We start from the raw sequence: 16,319 nt of genomic DNA, 5'->3' as shown, positions 1-16,319 counted from the left end.
TTGCAGTTAATCCGTCTTGAACAAGTGTATATGTGACGAATGATTACGATGTTTCTGTAATTGACAAATAAAAAAATAAGGTTACAGCAAGAGTAAAAGTAGGAAAGTACCCATGGGGAGTTGCGGTAAACCCGGCTGGAACAAAGGTATATGTGACAAACTATGGAGATGGTACTTTTTCTGTGATCAATACGGCCACAAACAAGGTTACAGCCACAGTGCATGTAGGAAGTTCCCCCTTAGGGATTGCTTTCAGTCCGGATGGGGCTAAGGCATATGTGGCAAAAGAAACAAGCGGAGCTGTCTCCGTAATTAACACAGCCACAAACAGGGTTACAGCTACAGTGAGGGTCAAAAAAGATCCCGTTGCATTCGGGCAGTTTATAGGTTCTGTCGAAGCACAAAACCCAAAGACTCCAGTTGCTGTATTTTATGCATCTCCAAAATTAGGAAAAGCGCCTTTAAGCGTTAAATTTACTGACAAAAGTACCGGCTCCCCAACTAAATGGAAATGGGATTTTGGAGACGGAAAGTCGTCAACAACCAGAAGTCCAACTCATGAGTATTCTAAAGCTGGAAAATATACTGTTAAACTTACAGTAACAAATGCTGCAGGCAGTAACACCGCAACAAAATCAAAATATATCATAGTGATAGTAAAACCGACTGCTGTATTTTATGCATCTCCAAAAGTAGGAAACGCACCTTTAAGCGTTAAATTTACTGACAAAAGTACCGGCTCCCCAACTAAATGGAAATGGGATTTTGGAGACGGAAMGTCGTCAACAACCAGAAGTCCAACTCATGAGTATTCTAAAGCTGGAAAATATACTGTTAAACTTACAGTAACAAATRTCTGCAGGCAGTAACACCGCAACAAAATCAAAATATATCATAGTAAAAGCTACTTCGAAAGCTCCTGTTGCAGATTTCGTGGGGTTGCCACTCTCAGGAAAAGCTCCACTAAAGGTAACATTTACTGACAAAAGTACAGGTTCCCCAACTAAATGGAAATGGGATTTTGGAGATGGTAAATCTTCAACAGAAAAGAGTCCAACACACACATATTCATCTGCAGGAACTTATACTGTTAAACTTACAGCAACAAATGCAGCAGGAAGTAATACAAAAACAAAATCAAAATATATCACAGTAACAGCTACTTCACAAGCTCCTGTTGCAGACTTCTGGGGCTGGCCACTCTCAGGAAATGCTCCACTAAAGGTAACATTTACTGAGACCAGTACGGGCTCCCCAACTTCCTGGAAATGGGATTTTGGTGATGGTACCTCTTCAACAGAACAGAGTCCAACACACACATATTCAGCTGCAGGAACTTATACTGTTAAACTTACAGCAACAAATGCAGCAGGAAGTAGTACAAAAACAAAATGGAATTATGTAAAAGTGTCTGGTGCTTCACAAGCTCCTGTTGCAGAYTTCTGGGGCTGGCCACTCTCAGGARAWGCTCCACTAAAGGTAACATTTACTGAGACCAGTACGGGCTCCCCAACTTCCTGGAAATGGGATTTTGGTGATGGTACCTCTTCAACAGAACAGAGTCCAACACACACATATTCAGCTGCAGGAACTTATACTGTTAAACTTACAGCAACAAATGCAGCAGGAAGTAGTACAAAATCAAAATGGAATTATGTAAAAGTGTCAAGGTGACAAAGGGCTAAAAGTGCTATAAAACTCAATTTTACTGGTTTAATAGCAGGTTCATCCAGCTCTGAAAAGTTAGCCACTTCGAAAAACGAATAAAAAAGGAATATAGAGGACTTACGCAGTTGAAACAAAAATCAACAGCATCAGACCATTAACTGTATAAAACGTGAGTGTAATCCACAGGCTTTGATGTAATTGATTTTGTTTCACAGGTGCGTAAGTCCTGAACTATTCAACCTGAATAAAACACATCAATAGCCATCTTTTATAGGATTACTAAAGATTTCGGCTCTTCATTATTTTGTGTGGCTACCCCATAATATCTTCATAAAAACAAATGCGGTCTTGATTGAAAACACACATGATTGAAAACGCACATGATATTCTTTGAATAACACGCGTAAACAATGAAAATGCTTGCATATGGCATTATTCTCATGCTAAATCATATGATCCATAGGGGATGGCGAAGAGCCCAAATCTCTCAGAATTAGCTTCCATTAGTCACTGACTATTGATTGCTTTTTTATTTTATCGGGTATTATACCGAAAACAGTTACTAAACATTTTATCTCTTTATATTAATTTTTATATCCAGTTTCTTCTCTTTTATTTTTTCCTACTTCCAATTCCAGATGATACCTTGAAATTAATGCTTGTTTTTGAGATTAACTTACTATCCATCCTGGAAATTGATCTGCAATTTCCAGGAAAAAAGTGCATGAATTAAACTAAAATTAAATATTTAATTGTACTATACAGGCTGAAATAGGATCTTAAATGTAAATTAAGGCTAATAAATTTTTTATCCTTAGTAATTCATATAAAAAATAATATATAATGAGAATATTTATATTTATTTATATTCATTTTCTTCAAGCTAAAGTAATTTTATCTAAAAAATTTTGCCCCCAGTAGATCAGTTCTTTGAATAAGAGTATACGCTACAATCATGTATTCAAATGAGCACTTCTACTAAATATCTATGAAGTTATCCTAAAAATCTCGTTCAAAACTGTTTTAACGGACGGAGGAATTGGAATAAAAACATTAAACACTTTGTTAATAACTTTTTTAATTTTATTATTTTTATCTGGTCTTGGAGCTGCGGCTGAGATTATAGTGCAGCCAGGAAGTTCTATTCAAAAAGCTGTGAATAATTCGTCTTCTGGCGATATAATTACTGTAAAGCCCGGAACTTATATTGAAAATATCATAGTAACTAAAAATGATCTTACCATCCGGTCAGAATCAGGAAACCCTGATAACACAGTAATTAAAGCCAAAAGTTCAGGGGCTAATGTGTTCCTCCTTCAGGGAGACAACATAAAGATATCTGGACTTAAGGCTATAGGAGCAACTCGATCCGGCTATTCAGGAATCTGTCTWTCTTCRTGCAGTAACTGCGTAATCGAGAATAACAAACTTTTGAGCAATTGTTATGGAATCTATCTCCTGCGTTCYAAAGGGGAYAARCTGTCAAAGAACACGGCTACAAATAATCTACAATATGGAATTGTACTTGGGACTGCTACAGACAATACCATTTCAGGAAATACGGCCCTTAATAATGGCCGCGGTATTCATATTGGCAACTCCGACGGCAACACACTCTCAGGCAATACCATTCAAGACAATAGTGTTTATGGGCTTTATGTATGTCCCAGAAGCGACACTAATCAGATTTACAACAATTACTTCAATGACACTAATATGACTATTAGAAATGGGATCGGAAATACCTATAATACCAAAAAAACCGCAGGCACTAATATTGTGGGCGGCCCTTACATAGGAGGCAATTTCTGGGGAAAACCTGATGGTACAGGATTTTCCAATACTGCAGTAGATAGCGATGGAGACGGAATTTCCGATTCTGCATATAAGAATATAACAGGCAGCATCTATTCTGACAACCTTCCTCTAGTAACTTCTAAATCCAATACGTTAAAGCCAATTGCTACGTTTTCGGCATCCCCTACATCAGGAAACGCGCCTTTGAGTGTAATATTTACTGACAGCAGTACAGGTTCGCCCACTTCATGGAAGTGGAGTTTCGGGGACGGAGCCACTTCAACCGAACAGAACCCGGCACACACTTATTCTACTCAAGGGAACTATACGGTGGCACTTACAGTAAGCAACTCTGCAGGCAATAATACTGTAACAAAAACTGGCTATATAACGGTAGGAACAACAGCGTCAAAGCCGGTTGTAAGTTTCTGGGGGTCTCCGAGAACAGGGAATGCGCCGCTGAGCGTGACTTTTAAGGATAGTACTTCAGGCTCTCCTACTGCCTGGAACTGGAGTTTCGGAGATGGGACCTTTTCAACAGTACAGAACCCGAAGCATACGTATTCGACAGCAGGAAATTACATAGTAAAGCTGACAGCGACCAATGCTGCAGGAAATTCCACATTATCAAAATGGAATTATATAATAGTAACAGGAACGTCTTCGCAGGCCCCGATTGCTGCGTTTTCGGCATCTCCAACTTCTGGAAGTACACCTCTGAGTGTAACCTTTACTGACAGCAGTACAGGTTCGCCAACAGCATGGAACTGGAATTTTGGAGACGGAACCAGTTCAACAGTCCAGAACCCTGTACATACATATTTGACAGCAGGAAGTTACGGTGTAACGCTTACAGTAAGTAACTCTGCAGGCAGTAATACGACAACGAAATCCAGTTACATAAAAGTGACAGCAAACAGTACAACAAATGCAACAATACCTGTTGTAAGTTTCTGGGGATCACGAACTTCAGGAACAGCTCCTCTTACTGTCACATTTACCGACGCAAGTACAAACACCCCTACTGCCTGGAACTGGAATTTTGGAGATGGAAACTATTCAACATTACAAAAACCAAGGCACACTTATTCAAAAGCAGGAAACTATTCAGTAACACTTAAGGCAAGTAACGCAGCCGGTACTGGTACGAAGACCAGAGTCAATTATATAAAAGTAACATAAGAAAAAGTAACATAAGAAAAAGTGACATAAGAAAAAATATCGTAAGTAAAAGTTTCATGAAAACAGGTTGGACAAAACCTGTTCACTAAGTAATTTAGTGCCTGAAGTTTAAATATAAACTACAGGCAACTCTTTTTTATTATATGGTATGGTTGGGTTCCAAATAGGTTTGACATATTAAACAGTTCAAACAGTTAATAGTTCAAACAGTTAATAGTTCAAACATTTAATAGTTCAAACAGTTACCTCTAACAGTTTAACTTTTATTAATAACTCATCGGATCTCAAAGCTTTTCAGCAAGGCTTCCAAAGTCCACACGATTTGAAGTCTGGGATTCCGACTCATTTTTTGTGAGATTATTTGGCGTGACGTGTGCAAAAAATTCTTCCACACTACTTCCCACATCCCTGGGCGCAATGTCAATAAACTCTCTTTTTTCTTCAGGTGGGAAATAATCAAAAACCGAAAATTTGCCGAGTTTACGTACCTGGGAGCCCTGGTAGCGGGAATCAAGGAGAATCCTTACTCCATAGTCGTCTGGAGAACGTACCACTCTTCCCATTGCCTGTCTAACTTTCCTGATTGTAGGCACCTGGACTGCAAACTCCCAGCCTTCCCCACAGCCGAAAACCGCATCATAAGCAGACTCTACAGCCTTAATTCTGTCGTTTAGGGCCGGATATCCGATTCCCACTATAATCACGGTCCTGCCCCTGGAATCTCTGAAATCAACACCTTCACTCAATGTTCCCCAGAGATAGGTTATAAGTAAGGCTTTTCCTCCCTGCTCTCCTATTTTGAAAAACTCCTTTCGGATTTCCTGGGCTGAAACCCCTGTTTCGTCAAGGAAAATAGGAATAGAAAGTTCAGGCTCAAGGAGTTTGGTATAGCGGAGTGCTTCAGCATAGCTCTGGAAGTAAATAATCACGTTCCCTGGCGATGCAACAGTAGCTGCAAGCAGAGCTTCTTTAATGTTTTCAAGCGTTTCCGGGCTGTCACGGTTCTTTGCAAAAAGCGGAGGGATGGAAACCGCAAGGGTAAGCCTCCTTTCCCTGGGAAATGTCGTGCCATAGGAAATTTCTTCCACTTCTCTTGAGATTCCAAGTGTGGATTTTATCATTTCGAAGGGCCGGAGTGTAGCCGACATGAGTACTGCCGCATAAATGGAATCAAACAGAGGCTGAGTCACATTTTTAGGGATGCATGTGAAAAGCTCAATCCTGCTGGCAATTCTATCGCTTTTGAAATCCCTGCGCACGTTCAGAATTGGATAATAGTTTTGCCTGTCCGAAAGCACGAGGTAAGAGGATAAAAAGTCTGCAACATACCTGATCTGGGAACGTTTTGGAACTGTAAGGAGCCCTTTTTTGTAATTTTCCGCATAGACCTCTTCCAGCCTTCCTCCAAACTCGCCAATCTCCCGCAGACGGGTAAGGACCTTTTCTTCATCCGCAAAACCTTCCTTTACTGCTTCCCGTAAAAAGCGAGCTTTCAGGATGTCAAAGCGTTCATAAGGGTCGCTGATCTGAATGTCCTGCCAGTGCTTTCCAAGCCTGTTCCTTTCCCCGAACTTCAATTTCGCATCATATGTGTCCCTGAGAGCGGCAAGGAGGCAGGTAAACAGCTTTTTCGCATATAGTCGAGCTGCGTAGTCCTGGTCAAGGGGAATGCCGCCCCCCGAACCAGTTTCTTTACCTAACATAAAAGAATTATCAGATTCGGGAGTCTCGCCTACTTCCGAAAGGGCTTTTTCAATAGTCAATTCCGAGAGCATTGTTGAAGAATGGGAACGAGCAGATGCCTCAATATTATGCGCCTCGTCAAAAATCAGGATAATATCTTCAGGGTCGCGTTCAAGCCATTTAAGCAGCATCATGAAAATTTCAGCACTGAGAACGTGATGAAAATTGCAAATTAAAAGTTCGGCGTTTTTGAGTTCTTTTTTCAGCAGTTCATACCCACACATATCCCGGTCTTCGGCATACTCAAGGATCTCTTCCGGGCTTCTTACATCGGAAAAAAGCCAGTTGGAAAATTCGCTACCTTCAAATTTCAGTACTTCATAAAGCTCCGGGCAGGAATTGCTCCTTAAAGCCCGAGTTTTTTTCTTAGTTTCTTCAAGTTCTTTTTCAAGCTCAGTTCTCAGGGAATAAAGAGCAGGGTCTTTTGTCCTTTTGTATTTTTCATAGGCATCCTTTAGCTCTTTTTCTTTTGAAGAAACTTCCCTTTCAAGGTCAAGGAGGTCATAGGTATTTTCCCCTTTGAGCCTGCATTCTTCGTAATCAAGATTTTCAGGGCACATTGAAGTCTTGCCCTTGAAAACGATTGTTTTTATTTCGTTGCCCCGGGAAATCTCTCTTGCCTCATTTATAAATTGAACCATCTGCTGATGGACGTTGGTGACTATAATAACGACTTTATTGAGTTTTTTCCCCACACTCAATGCAGGGGCAAGTGCACTTAAAGTCTTGCCTGTCCCGCATGCCCCTTCAAAGAGTACGATTTTTTCGCTCAGGAGAGACGAGTGGATTTTCTCCATGGCTTCTGCCTGGTTAGGGTAGCAACTCTGTTTCGTAAAATACCGCATATATCCGTTCTTTTGCGTCATACGTTTAACCTGGGATTTCCCGATTTACAATGATTCAGTGACTTTCTGATCTGCCGATGATTAATAAATTAACTTTCAAAAGTTCCAATGTTTCTGAAAATATTATTAAAGAAATATTATTTCCGATTTTAAATTTGCTCAGTGTCAGTCTATTCTAATGTTTTAGGTCTTCCTAATGCTTCAGGTCTTCCCTAATGCTTTAGATTTCCCCTAATACTTTAGATTTCCCCTAATACTTTAAGGTCTTCCTGATGCTTTAGATTTTCCGGATAAAAGCAGAATTCAATACTAACATTTAAAATTCAATACTAACATTAAGATGCAGGAAGAGGATTTACTTTTATTTGTTGCGTGAGCGTTGTTTGTAGACCTTTATCTGAACTTATTCTCTATGTCACGATCTATCACAAAGCGATTGATCATCCAGTAAGCACTCTCTTCCAAGATACTCAATTCCCCATTTGCAGAGAGCGTCTAGGACCGGAAGCACAGTCTTTCCGAATTCGGTCAGTGAATACTCAACTCTAGGTGGGATTTCAGGATAAATTTCCCTGAGAATAAGCCCGTCTTCTTCGAGTTCCCTGAGCTGTTTCGTAAGCATCTTGGGTGAAATACCCTGCATACTTTGCTGGAGCCCTGAAAAACGCAGTTTTTCTGTCCTCAACTGCCAGAGGATAATAGGCTTCCATTTGCCTCCAATTACCTCCAGAGTTGCTTCCACAGGACACTGGCAATGTTTGTTATTCCGGATTTGACTTACCATATACTCACATAGTATCCATTTTGTTAGTTAGTATCCGGATTGCATGTATAGTATATAAGTATAGTTATTGCAAATCAGATATCAATAAATACATTTTCTTAAAGAAAGAAAAATCTGGCATCAATTGAAAAATTAATCCAGTATAAATTCAAAGAAAATGAAACTCAGATTAGACCTAATTCGGGTTAGACCTAATTTCAGGTCATATCTAAGTTAAGCTTAGTTTAAAAAATTAAAAGGCGTGAATAGAATGAAAGTTATAGGTATTGTAGGAAGCCCCCGAAAGAACGGAAATACGAATATTCTTGTCCAGCAGGTCCTGGCAGGCGCAGCAGAAGCAGGTGCCGAAACCCGGACATTTATTCTCAATGAGATGAACTACAAAGGCTGCCAGGGCTGCGACTATTGTAAGGGCCATGACAAGTGCAAACTTGAAGATGACCTTACGGAAGTATTTGAGGAGCTTGCATCAGCAGATGGAGTCGTTTTTGGATCTCCAATTTACTTTGGGCAGTTTACAGGCCAGATGAGGCTTTTCCTTGACCGCTGCTACTCCCTTATAAATGCAGACTTCTCTCCCCGTCTCCCTGCCGGGAAAAAAGCCGTGATTGTAGGAACTCAGGGTGCTCCTGACCCGGCAGCTTTTAAAGGCGTCTACGAGGAGTTCAAAGGACAAGTTTCTGGCGTCATGCAGGCAGAAGTAAAGGATGTCCTCGTAGGAGTTGGCTATCACGCTCCGGGAGAGGTTAAGGATAATATCGAGCTTATGGAAAACGCGAAAAACGCAGGTCTTAACCTGTTCAAGTAAAAAGGTACAACAGAAAACAAAAACGAGAAATAAAGAAATAAGAAATAAGAAATAAGAAATAAAATTAAGCGGGAAGAAAAGTAAGATAAAGTGGGAAGAAAAATAAAATGGGGGGAGAACTCTGGAGTGAGATTTTCTCGCCCAGATCTTTCAGGAATGAATAGGAGGGGTCTCATATGGAAACTCTTGAAGCAATCCACACTCGTCAAAGCATTCGAAAATACACTGACAGGCCCGTTCCGAGGGAACTTGTTACCGAACTGCTAAGGGCCGCAATGAGTGCTCCGTCTGCAGTCAATGCCCAGCCCTGGATCTTTATTGTTATTGATGACCGGAAGCTCCTTGATGAAATTCCCACTTTCAGCCCCTTTGCAGGTATGTGCAGGGAAGCTCCTCTTGCAATTCTTGTCTGTGGGGATATAACGCTTGAAAAGGCTCCAGGATACTGGGTTCAGGACTGCTCGGCAGCTACCCAGAACCTCCTGCTTGCAGCTCACGACGCAGGGCTTGGAGCAGTCTGGACTGGAATCTATCCGATGAAGGATCGGATTGAAGGTTTCCGGAAAAATTTTGACCTGCCTGAAAACGTCATCCCTCTGGCTCTTGTGCCTGTAGGTTATCCTGGCCAGAAACCAGTCTCTCAGGACAGGTTTGATAAAACAAAAATCTACCGCAATAAGTACGGTCAGAGAAGAGAATGAAGCTGCGAGGAAAGCAGAATAAAATTAGACTTTATTAAATGAATAATAGCAAGATAAAGCTATTCAAAGGTTTGAATCTTTGAAAAGACTTTTAAAGAAGCTAAATTTGCCTGTTAATACCTTTTTGAAAAATAAATTGCGTTTCCGGATCTATTGGATGCGGAAAATACAAGATACTTTCCTAAACAAGGCCCCCAACAGAGATACTCAGGAAAGTACGAAAAGTATGGGAAGTACGGAAAGTACGAAATGTATGGGAAGTACGGAAAGTATGAGAAGTTGAAAATTCAGGAAAAATAATTGTTGCTAAGAAGCTGGTGATTTATTGACAATACGAGTGGTTGCAAAAAATTATGTCAAGCCTGAAAAGGTTCAGGAATTTCTGGGTTTGTGCAAAAGCCTTGTCGAAGCGTCATTAAAAGATGAAGGCTGCATAGATTATGGCCTGTATCAGGAACTGGAGAGTTCAGGAGTCCTGACTTTCTTAGAGGAGTGGAAAGATGAAAAAAGCCTTGATCAACATTTAAATTCCAGTCATTTTAAAGAAATATTTCCACTGCTTTCAGAATACCTTGAAAAAGAAACTGAGGTTAATGTCTACAGAAAAACGTTGTAATATCCAGGTATGTTTTTACCGATTTAATTCTTGAAACTCTGTTCTTGGACACGTTTTGGAAAATAAGTATTAAACCTGGTTCAATAGTGACTAAAATTGAAAGGGAGAAATTTTTATGGCAGAGAAAACCAAGATCAATAATTTGGTCTTATATTCCATGCCAGTAACTCCTTTTTGAGCAAACCCTGGGAGATATATCTTGAAAGTGATTTTACCCCCAAAAAATAGTAGATTAATAATATAAATCAATAAAGGATACGTTTGCTACTTTAAAGCAGAATTTTCACTTCTCCCCTTTTCATTTCATAGCTCTTCAATTACTATCTCTTCTTCAAGGCTTGCGTTCGTAAGCAAGTCCTCAAGGTCTTTTATCTCAGAATCAAGCTTCTGGATTTCAGCCTGTGTAGGCCCTATCTCAAGATCTTCAGCTGGCTCGCCATTCTGCACCTCAGCAACTTCTGGATTTGCTTTTGATTCTTTTACTTCAGATGTACTGTCCCCGACACAACCGGATCCTGCAAGACAGGCAATTAAAGCTGACAGTACGAGCAGGTGAACATATTTAACCATCTTCTGCCTCCCAAGTTCTATGATTTTTTAGTAAAGGTTCCAGCGCCATTCCCTGAACTATGACTTTTTCCATTTCCATAGGAAACATTCTTTCCGCTTTCAGGGCTGTCGGTAATAATACTCGAATTATTTGTGCCAGTCATATTTTCGGTATTATTAAGTGCAGTTTTCTGGTTGTCTTCGACTCCAGTTTCTTTACTATTTTCAGTCTCGTATTCTTTAAGCTCGTTGAGAATTTGTCTAATTACATTGTTTGCCGCATTGATATCACTGAGAGATTGACGAAGATAACCGTTTGCCTTCTCCATATCTTTCCTGGTGACATTCTCACCACTATAGATGGCATCTGCAGCTTCTTTATTCTCTTTCGCGGAATTTATATAGAAATTGTAACTGGCGAGTTTAGTATCAAGGTCGGTTGTGTTAACACCTGTTTCATTCAGGTCATCTACTTCTGTTCTAAGTTGTTTAGACAGATTTTCAGATTTTTCAATAAACTCTCCAATTCTCTCACTGACAGTCTGACCTGCACTCTCAATGCTGGTTTTCTCGGCATTATTCCATACTCCACTAACAGACCTGATCACAACAAGAAGCTCTTCCTGGCTTGATGCATTTGCAATTTCAGCCTTCTCAGCTTCGAGCAATTTTATCTTTTCAGCGACAGCGATAGCTTTTTCGTCGGTTCCATTTCCATTTGAGTAAGCCACATTGCTCTTTACGTTTGAAAGGTGAGCTATCATATAGTTAATACTGGAGTTAAGGTAGAGTTTCGTGGCATTCAGAGTCTCTTTGGAATTAGGGTCCAGTTTTCCTGCACGAACAAGATTCCTGATTTTGAGAAACTCTCCTTTTGCTTCTTTGTATTCTTGCTTATTAACCTGGAGCTCTTCTCTTAATTGATTTTTTTCTTGTTTTTGTTCTGAGGTCCTGTTCCTATCTTTTATACTGAAATTGTTCTGAAGCCTTTCTTTGTCCGCCGTAAAATTACCAGTGCCGCCTGTGTCACCAGTTTCATTATTAGATGAATTGCGGGCATCTTCGCGCATATATTTATCTTGATTACCTTTTCCGTCGTTAGAAGAATCTTTGGCAGCGAAAGAAACTTCCGGAATTATGCTAAGTAATATTAACATAATTGTAAGATAAACCAGAAATTGAATATTTTTTGATGTTTTCATCTAACCACCCCCATTAAAAATTTATTATACTGTTTATGGACTAAGGTAAATATAAACATTGTTTTCAAAGAGTTTATTGGTCATGAATCTCTGACGATGAAACCGATGTATCCTGATAAACAGAGGCAATTCTAGCGAATATTCACTAAAAAATATTTTTTATGTTGCAGATTTATTGCTGCATGGAAGATAGGGAAAAGCCCGAAAGGGAATCAATTAGAAAAAGAGAGATGAGAATAGAGATAATGAATAGAAAGTAGAGAGTAAAAAGTAGAGGGTAAAAAGTAGAAAGTAGAGAGTAGAAAGTAGATACAGTTTACTGGAGGCATAAAGAAATGAAAGTTGTCGCTTTTAACGGAAGCCCGAGAAAGGAAGGAAATACGTCTGCTCTTATAAAGCATGTCCTTGCAGAACTTGAAAAGGAAGGAATAGAAACTGAAATTGTGCAGATCGGGGGAAAGAGTATCCACGGCTGCATAGCCTGCGGGAAATGTTATGAAAATGCAGACAGAAAATGCGTAATTGACAAAGATATGGTCAACGAATGTATTGAAAAGATGTTCGAAGCCGACGGTATAATTCTGGCCTCGCCTACATATTTTGCGGACCTTACTCCCGAACTTAAAGCTCTGATTGATAGGGCAGGTTTTGTTGCTAAAGCCAACAACGAAATGTTCAGATATAAAGTAGGAGCAGCAGTTGTTGCAGTGAGAAGAGCAGGCTCGATTCACGTTTTTGACTCAATCAACCATTTCTTCACAATTTCCCAGATGATAATCCCGGGATCAAGTTACTGGAATATGGGAATAGGACTTGCCGAAGGGGATGTTGAAAAAGATGAAGAAGGCATTCAAACCATGCAGACTTTGGGCCAGAACATGGCATGGCTTTTGAAGAAGCTAAATGTGTAAATTATAGCCAGTTATCCTGGTCCTACAAGTCTTTTTTTGAAAAGGCTTGCAGGCAGCAGTTTTTAGACAATGATTAGAGTTTTACCCGCCATTCGCCGGCAAACACGAGCATTGATTCTTTTCTGAGCTGGCCTATGAGGCATACATTTGCTTTTTTTGCAGCTTCAACACCTGAGTCAAAGGGCATGGATTTGGTGGCGATAAGAGGGATCCCTGCCCGAGCTGCTTTTGTGACCATATAAGCGGGCTGCCGGCCTGTCGAGAGCATGTAATGTTGTGAGAGGTCAAGGCCTTTAAGAAAGGCAGCTCCTACGGCTTTATCTACAGCGTTATGCCGGCCGACGTCTACGATTTGTACAGCAAGTTTGCCGCTTCGGTCTATAAGGGCTGCCAGATGGGTTCCCCGGGTAAGTTTGTATGTATCGGATTCCAGGAATTCTGTGCCTGCAAAGATGGCTTGCGGCTCAAAAACTGAGTCCAAATCTACAAAGATTTCTTTGCTGGTCTCTTCTTCTTTTTCGGTTTTTCTTGCTTTTCCGATTTTTTCAGCGTCTTCGGTACTGATTTCCTGTTTTTCCTTTCGGGTAAGGATGTGAACAGCCCTACCGTCCACTTCTACGTTTTCAATTTCCCTGAAACTGATAACACCTTCTGTGATCAGGTGGCCTACCGCAAGCTCTTTGAGTTCGAGCGGGGAGGCAAAAAGTGTTGTAAAGAGTTTTCCGTTGAGAAATAGTTTAACAGGGCATTCCTTTGCGAGCAGCACTTTAACATCTTCGGCTCTGCCGTCGGAATGGATTCTTTTCGCAGGATAAGAAGTGGTGTATTTTTCGGGCATATGGATCGAGTTTCTCGCTATTTCAGTGTATGGCGAAGATATGTACCCATATGCCTTTTTCTTTTCCGTTAGCTCAGGTAGACTGCGAGGTAGTCTATGTCTACTTTTTTTCCGGTTTCCGCGTCAATTCTCAAATAAAAATCTAGATCTGAAGGGTCATTTATTGATGTTGCTGGTATGGTCCTTGTATATAAATACCATTTATTTCCATTGCCTTCAGTTAATGCTGGATTTAGTGAGTTGCCTGCAAAAGACATATATGAAGGATTATTTATATCGGGAAGCCGATAAATTATTAAAATTTTAGCTGAATTTGGCTGGGATTCAAATTCTGTAAAACTATCAAATCCGAATGTCGAGTCGAAAGGGTTATTTTTCAGGTCATGTGTGACGTAGCTACTTTCAGTGTATCCACTCAAAACCTGGTCTGTGATATTTTGTACCGAAAGGTTAACTGGTGAGCCACAGTCGCTTAGACGGTACAGTTCTATTGTAGGATCAGATGCGGTATCAAAAGAATACCATTGATTTAGTTTCATTACATTTCTATATCTAAGTGGTATGATTTCCGCACTTATTATCGATTCACTTACATAGAGCCTTTCCAGAGTTTTACTGCCATTAGGCAGGAAATAGAAGCGTACGGAGTTGGAATCTAATTTAACAGTATAATCTTTCTCGTATTCAAGCCCTTTCTCTTGTGCAGTTTCATTGAAATACACATACCAGGCTTCCGGGTTTTTTGTGGCAATTGTCAGATTAAAAGCGTTGATACTTACGTTGTCATTCATGCTATCGTATATGGGCATAGCTTCCCATCCTGTTACTCGGAGGGGAATAATGGTATTTGACGAAATGGAATTGGGTTCGCCTAAAATCCGGACTGCACGGATAGAAACTGTGCAATTGCCGTTCTTTGTTTCGTTTTCTTCGATAGCTAATACAGGAAACTGTTTCATTGTGGAACTTTTACTATCTGCAAGGATCAGGGCTCCGTTTTCATACCTGAAGACCTGGTCTGGATACTGCCTGTTACCCGAAAAACAGCTTATTCCACCGCATTCACGAAAATAGGAAGTTCCTGTTTGATTAGTAGAATTATACGGCGTTATGGTCAATTTACACCTTTCAGTGTTTAGCTCAAGTTTTCCGTTCGATTTTGAAGGTTCGAAAACTGGAATCTCCCCTCCCCCCGTATTAAAAGGTATGGTTGCTGAAAGACTATTTGTAGAATAATTGCTTGATTCCATCAGCCTGGATAGTATGTCGATCCTTACTTTTAACCCTGCCATGCTGTCCCATATTTCATAGGCCTGATTCTGTTCTGCGTCATTTTTCCACTCTGGGACGTATTCAAGCTTGATTATAGAGATCATCGTGAATACGAGTCCCAATAATAATATTGCGATAATAACTGTTGCAGCAGCGGACTCAGACTTTAAAAAACGGGAAAATAGTCCTGTTTTCTCTTTTTCGGTCTTTTTTCCTGCAGAGGAGGCATCCGGGAGCATTTTCTATATCCTTTATTTGTGACTTTTGATGTTCTGTTTTTTGACTTTTCATCACTTTTCTTTTAATCTGTTTCAATTCAAGCCAATTCCAGGTTCAGCCTTGACAACGGTTTCACTGATATACAGTCCTTTCAAACCCTTTGTACTTGTTTTTTCTTTTGGGAAGGTCAAACGCACGAAAGGCATTTTTTCTTCGCCACTGGAGGTGTGAAGATCCTGTTCCCCCTGTTCAATTTTACAGTCGTTGCTGGGGTTTATGTTTGCGTCTTTGATTGCTTTCAGGAAATATTGTTTCCAGGCGTCGGGATACTTTGTATAAATGGTTAGTTCCAGTCTCGTTAAGTTTTCTCCAGCTGTACTGCTGTCGTACAGAGGTCTATAGTTGATTCCTATAAGGCGAAGAGAACATCCTCTATTTGAGGAAATAACTTCTGCAGGAACATAGGGTTTCTGGAATACCCTCACAGCGTTTATAGAGACATTGTATTTCGCAACATCATATTCGGTATCTAGTGCCTTCGAAAAACGAATTGAAGGATAGAGCATCATTACTGATTGCTCTTCCTGGTCAGAAATTTGATTCTGGTCAAGAATTAAAGCTCCGTTTTGGTAACTGAATTTCTGATCCACATAATATCTGTTTTGAGAATTGTAAGTAATAGTGCCACAGTTGATTAATTGAGAATAATTAGTAGAACCTTCAGGACTCTTTACTACTATTACGCTCATTGTACAGTTTTCTTTGTTTACAGCAAGACTTCCGCTTGATTTTATGGGACCTATAATGGGGAGATCCCCACCTCCCATACGGATAGGTACAGTCATGATTAACTGAGGAACTGAGGAACTCGGGTTAAAAGAATTAATATTGGGGGAATTGGGGTTTGAAGCCAGGATGATTGACATCATATCTATTTTTGACTTAACTTCTGCCATATCCTCACATACATCACCCATATGAGAATATTCGGCATCGCTTTTCCATTCAGGGACATGTTCCACGTATACAAGGGTTAATACCGAAAATATGATTCCCAGCAATAGTACTGCCCCAATAGTAGTTGCTGTTGCAGATTCCGAAAGGGAAAAAAACTTTTTTTCGGACTCATTTTTATCTGGAATATCTTTTTGTATTTTTTCAGCTCCCATGCCTTGGTCTTTGGA

At 40.1% G+C, this 16,319-nt stretch carries 13 protein-coding genes and 2 pseudogenes; 8 read left to right on the top strand and 7 right to left on the bottom strand.

Annotated features, from left to right (window positions below; all coding sequences use genetic code 11):
• Window positions 1–143: 143 nt before the first annotated feature.
• The 3 genes and pseudogenes from FXW07_RS19210 to FXW07_RS19450 form a co-directional block, all read left to right on the top strand.
• Window positions 144–356: pseudogene (locus FXW07_RS19210) on the top strand (YncE family protein); the annotation flags it as partial.
• A gap of 60 nt (window positions 357–416) precedes the next feature.
• Window positions 417–1,674: pseudogene (locus FXW07_RS04405) on the top strand (PKD domain-containing protein); the annotation flags it as partial.
• Between the two features lie 1,119 nt (window positions 1,675–2,793).
• Complete coding sequence (locus FXW07_RS19450; protein ID WP_346655624.1) at window positions 2,794–4,647, top strand: PKD domain-containing protein; 1,854 nt, start codon at window positions 2,794–2,796, stop codon at window positions 4,645–4,647.
• Window positions 4,648–4,931: 284 nt separating this feature from the next.
• Here the strand turns inward: FXW07_RS19450 and FXW07_RS04385 are convergent, their stop codons facing one another.
• Both FXW07_RS04385 and FXW07_RS04380 read right to left on the bottom strand, forming a co-directional pair.
• Window positions 4,932–7,256, bottom strand: coding sequence for an ATP-dependent DNA helicase (locus FXW07_RS04385; RefSeq protein WP_229394235.1), 2,325 nt, complete (start codon window positions 7,254–7,256; stop codon window positions 4,932–4,934).
• A gap of 394 nt (window positions 7,257–7,650) precedes the next feature.
• On the bottom strand, window positions 7,651–8,019 hold the full coding sequence (locus FXW07_RS04380) for a helix-turn-helix domain-containing protein (protein ID WP_229394233.1): 369 nt from the start codon (window positions 8,017–8,019) through the stop codon (window positions 7,651–7,653).
• Window positions 8,020–8,269: 250 nt separating this feature from the next.
• On the opposite strand from FXW07_RS04380, the gene FXW07_RS04375 reads away from it, so the two are divergent.
• From FXW07_RS04375 to FXW07_RS04360, 4 genes are all read left to right on the top strand, one after another.
• A complete protein-coding gene (locus tag FXW07_RS04375; protein WP_229394231.1) occupies window positions 8,270–8,827 on the top strand; it encodes a flavodoxin family protein in 558 nt (185 codons plus the stop codon).
• Window positions 8,828–9,003: 176 nt separating this feature from the next.
• Complete coding sequence (locus tag FXW07_RS04370) at window positions 9,004–9,528, top strand: nitroreductase family protein (RefSeq protein ID WP_229394229.1); 525 nt, start codon at window positions 9,004–9,006, stop codon at window positions 9,526–9,528.
• A 153-nt stretch (window positions 9,529–9,681) separates the two neighbouring features.
• Window positions 9,682–9,828, top strand: coding sequence for a hypothetical protein (locus FXW07_RS04365; RefSeq protein ID WP_229394226.1), 147 nt, complete (start codon window positions 9,682–9,684; stop codon window positions 9,826–9,828).
• A 25-nt stretch (window positions 9,829–9,853) separates the two neighbouring features.
• Window positions 9,854–10,144, top strand: coding sequence for a putative quinol monooxygenase (locus tag FXW07_RS04360; RefSeq protein WP_048117737.1), 291 nt, complete (start codon window positions 9,854–9,856; stop codon window positions 10,142–10,144).
• Between the two features lie 303 nt (window positions 10,145–10,447).
• Here the strand turns inward: FXW07_RS04360 and FXW07_RS04355 are convergent, their stop codons facing one another.
• The gene (locus FXW07_RS04355) at window positions 10,448–10,714 is read right to left on the bottom strand and encodes a hypothetical protein (RefSeq protein ID WP_048117740.1); all 267 of its coding nucleotides are present in this window, start codon (window positions 10,712–10,714) and stop codon (window positions 10,448–10,450) included.
• Between the two features lie 17 nt (window positions 10,715–10,731).
• Window positions 10,732–11,895 carry a chromosome segregation ATPase gene (locus tag FXW07_RS04350; protein WP_229394224.1) on the bottom strand — a complete coding sequence of 388 codons (1,164 nt, stop codon included), beginning with the start codon at window positions 11,893–11,895 and terminating at the stop codon, window positions 10,732–10,734.
• A gap of 335 nt (window positions 11,896–12,230) precedes the next feature.
• Here FXW07_RS04350 and FXW07_RS04345 point away from each other — a divergent pair, with 335 nt between their 5' ends.
• The gene (locus FXW07_RS04345) at window positions 12,231–12,806 is read left to right on the top strand and encodes a flavodoxin family protein (protein WP_229394215.1); all 576 of its coding nucleotides are present in this window, start codon (window positions 12,231–12,233) and stop codon (window positions 12,804–12,806) included.
• Between the two features lie 73 nt (window positions 12,807–12,879).
• On the opposite strand, the gene fdhD is transcribed toward FXW07_RS04345, so the two are convergent.
• From fdhD to FXW07_RS04330, 3 genes are all read right to left on the bottom strand, one after another.
• Window positions 12,880–13,644, bottom strand: coding sequence for a formate dehydrogenase accessory sulfurtransferase FdhD (gene fdhD / locus FXW07_RS04340; protein WP_229394213.1), 765 nt, complete (start codon window positions 13,642–13,644; stop codon window positions 12,880–12,882).
• 68 nt (window positions 13,645–13,712) lie between these two features.
• Window positions 13,713–15,155, bottom strand: a complete 1,443-nt coding sequence (locus FXW07_RS04335; RefSeq protein ID WP_229394187.1) for a hypothetical protein — start codon at window positions 15,153–15,155, stop codon at window positions 13,713–13,715.
• A 72-nt stretch (window positions 15,156–15,227) separates the two neighbouring features.
• Window positions 15,228–16,304 carry a hypothetical protein gene (locus tag FXW07_RS04330; RefSeq protein ID WP_229394185.1) on the bottom strand — a complete coding sequence of 359 codons (1,077 nt, stop codon included), beginning with the start codon at window positions 16,302–16,304 and terminating at the stop codon, window positions 15,228–15,230.
• Window positions 16,305–16,319: the final 15 nt, after the last annotated feature.

Source organism: Methanosarcina sp. DH1, assembly GCF_020804205.1.
Taxonomy (GTDB): domain Archaea; phylum Halobacteriota; class Methanosarcinia; order Methanosarcinales; family Methanosarcinaceae; genus Methanosarcina; species Methanosarcina vacuolata.
The sequence above is the reverse complement of the archived record's forward strand: the minus strand, read 5'-3'. Positions and strand labels throughout refer to the sequence as shown.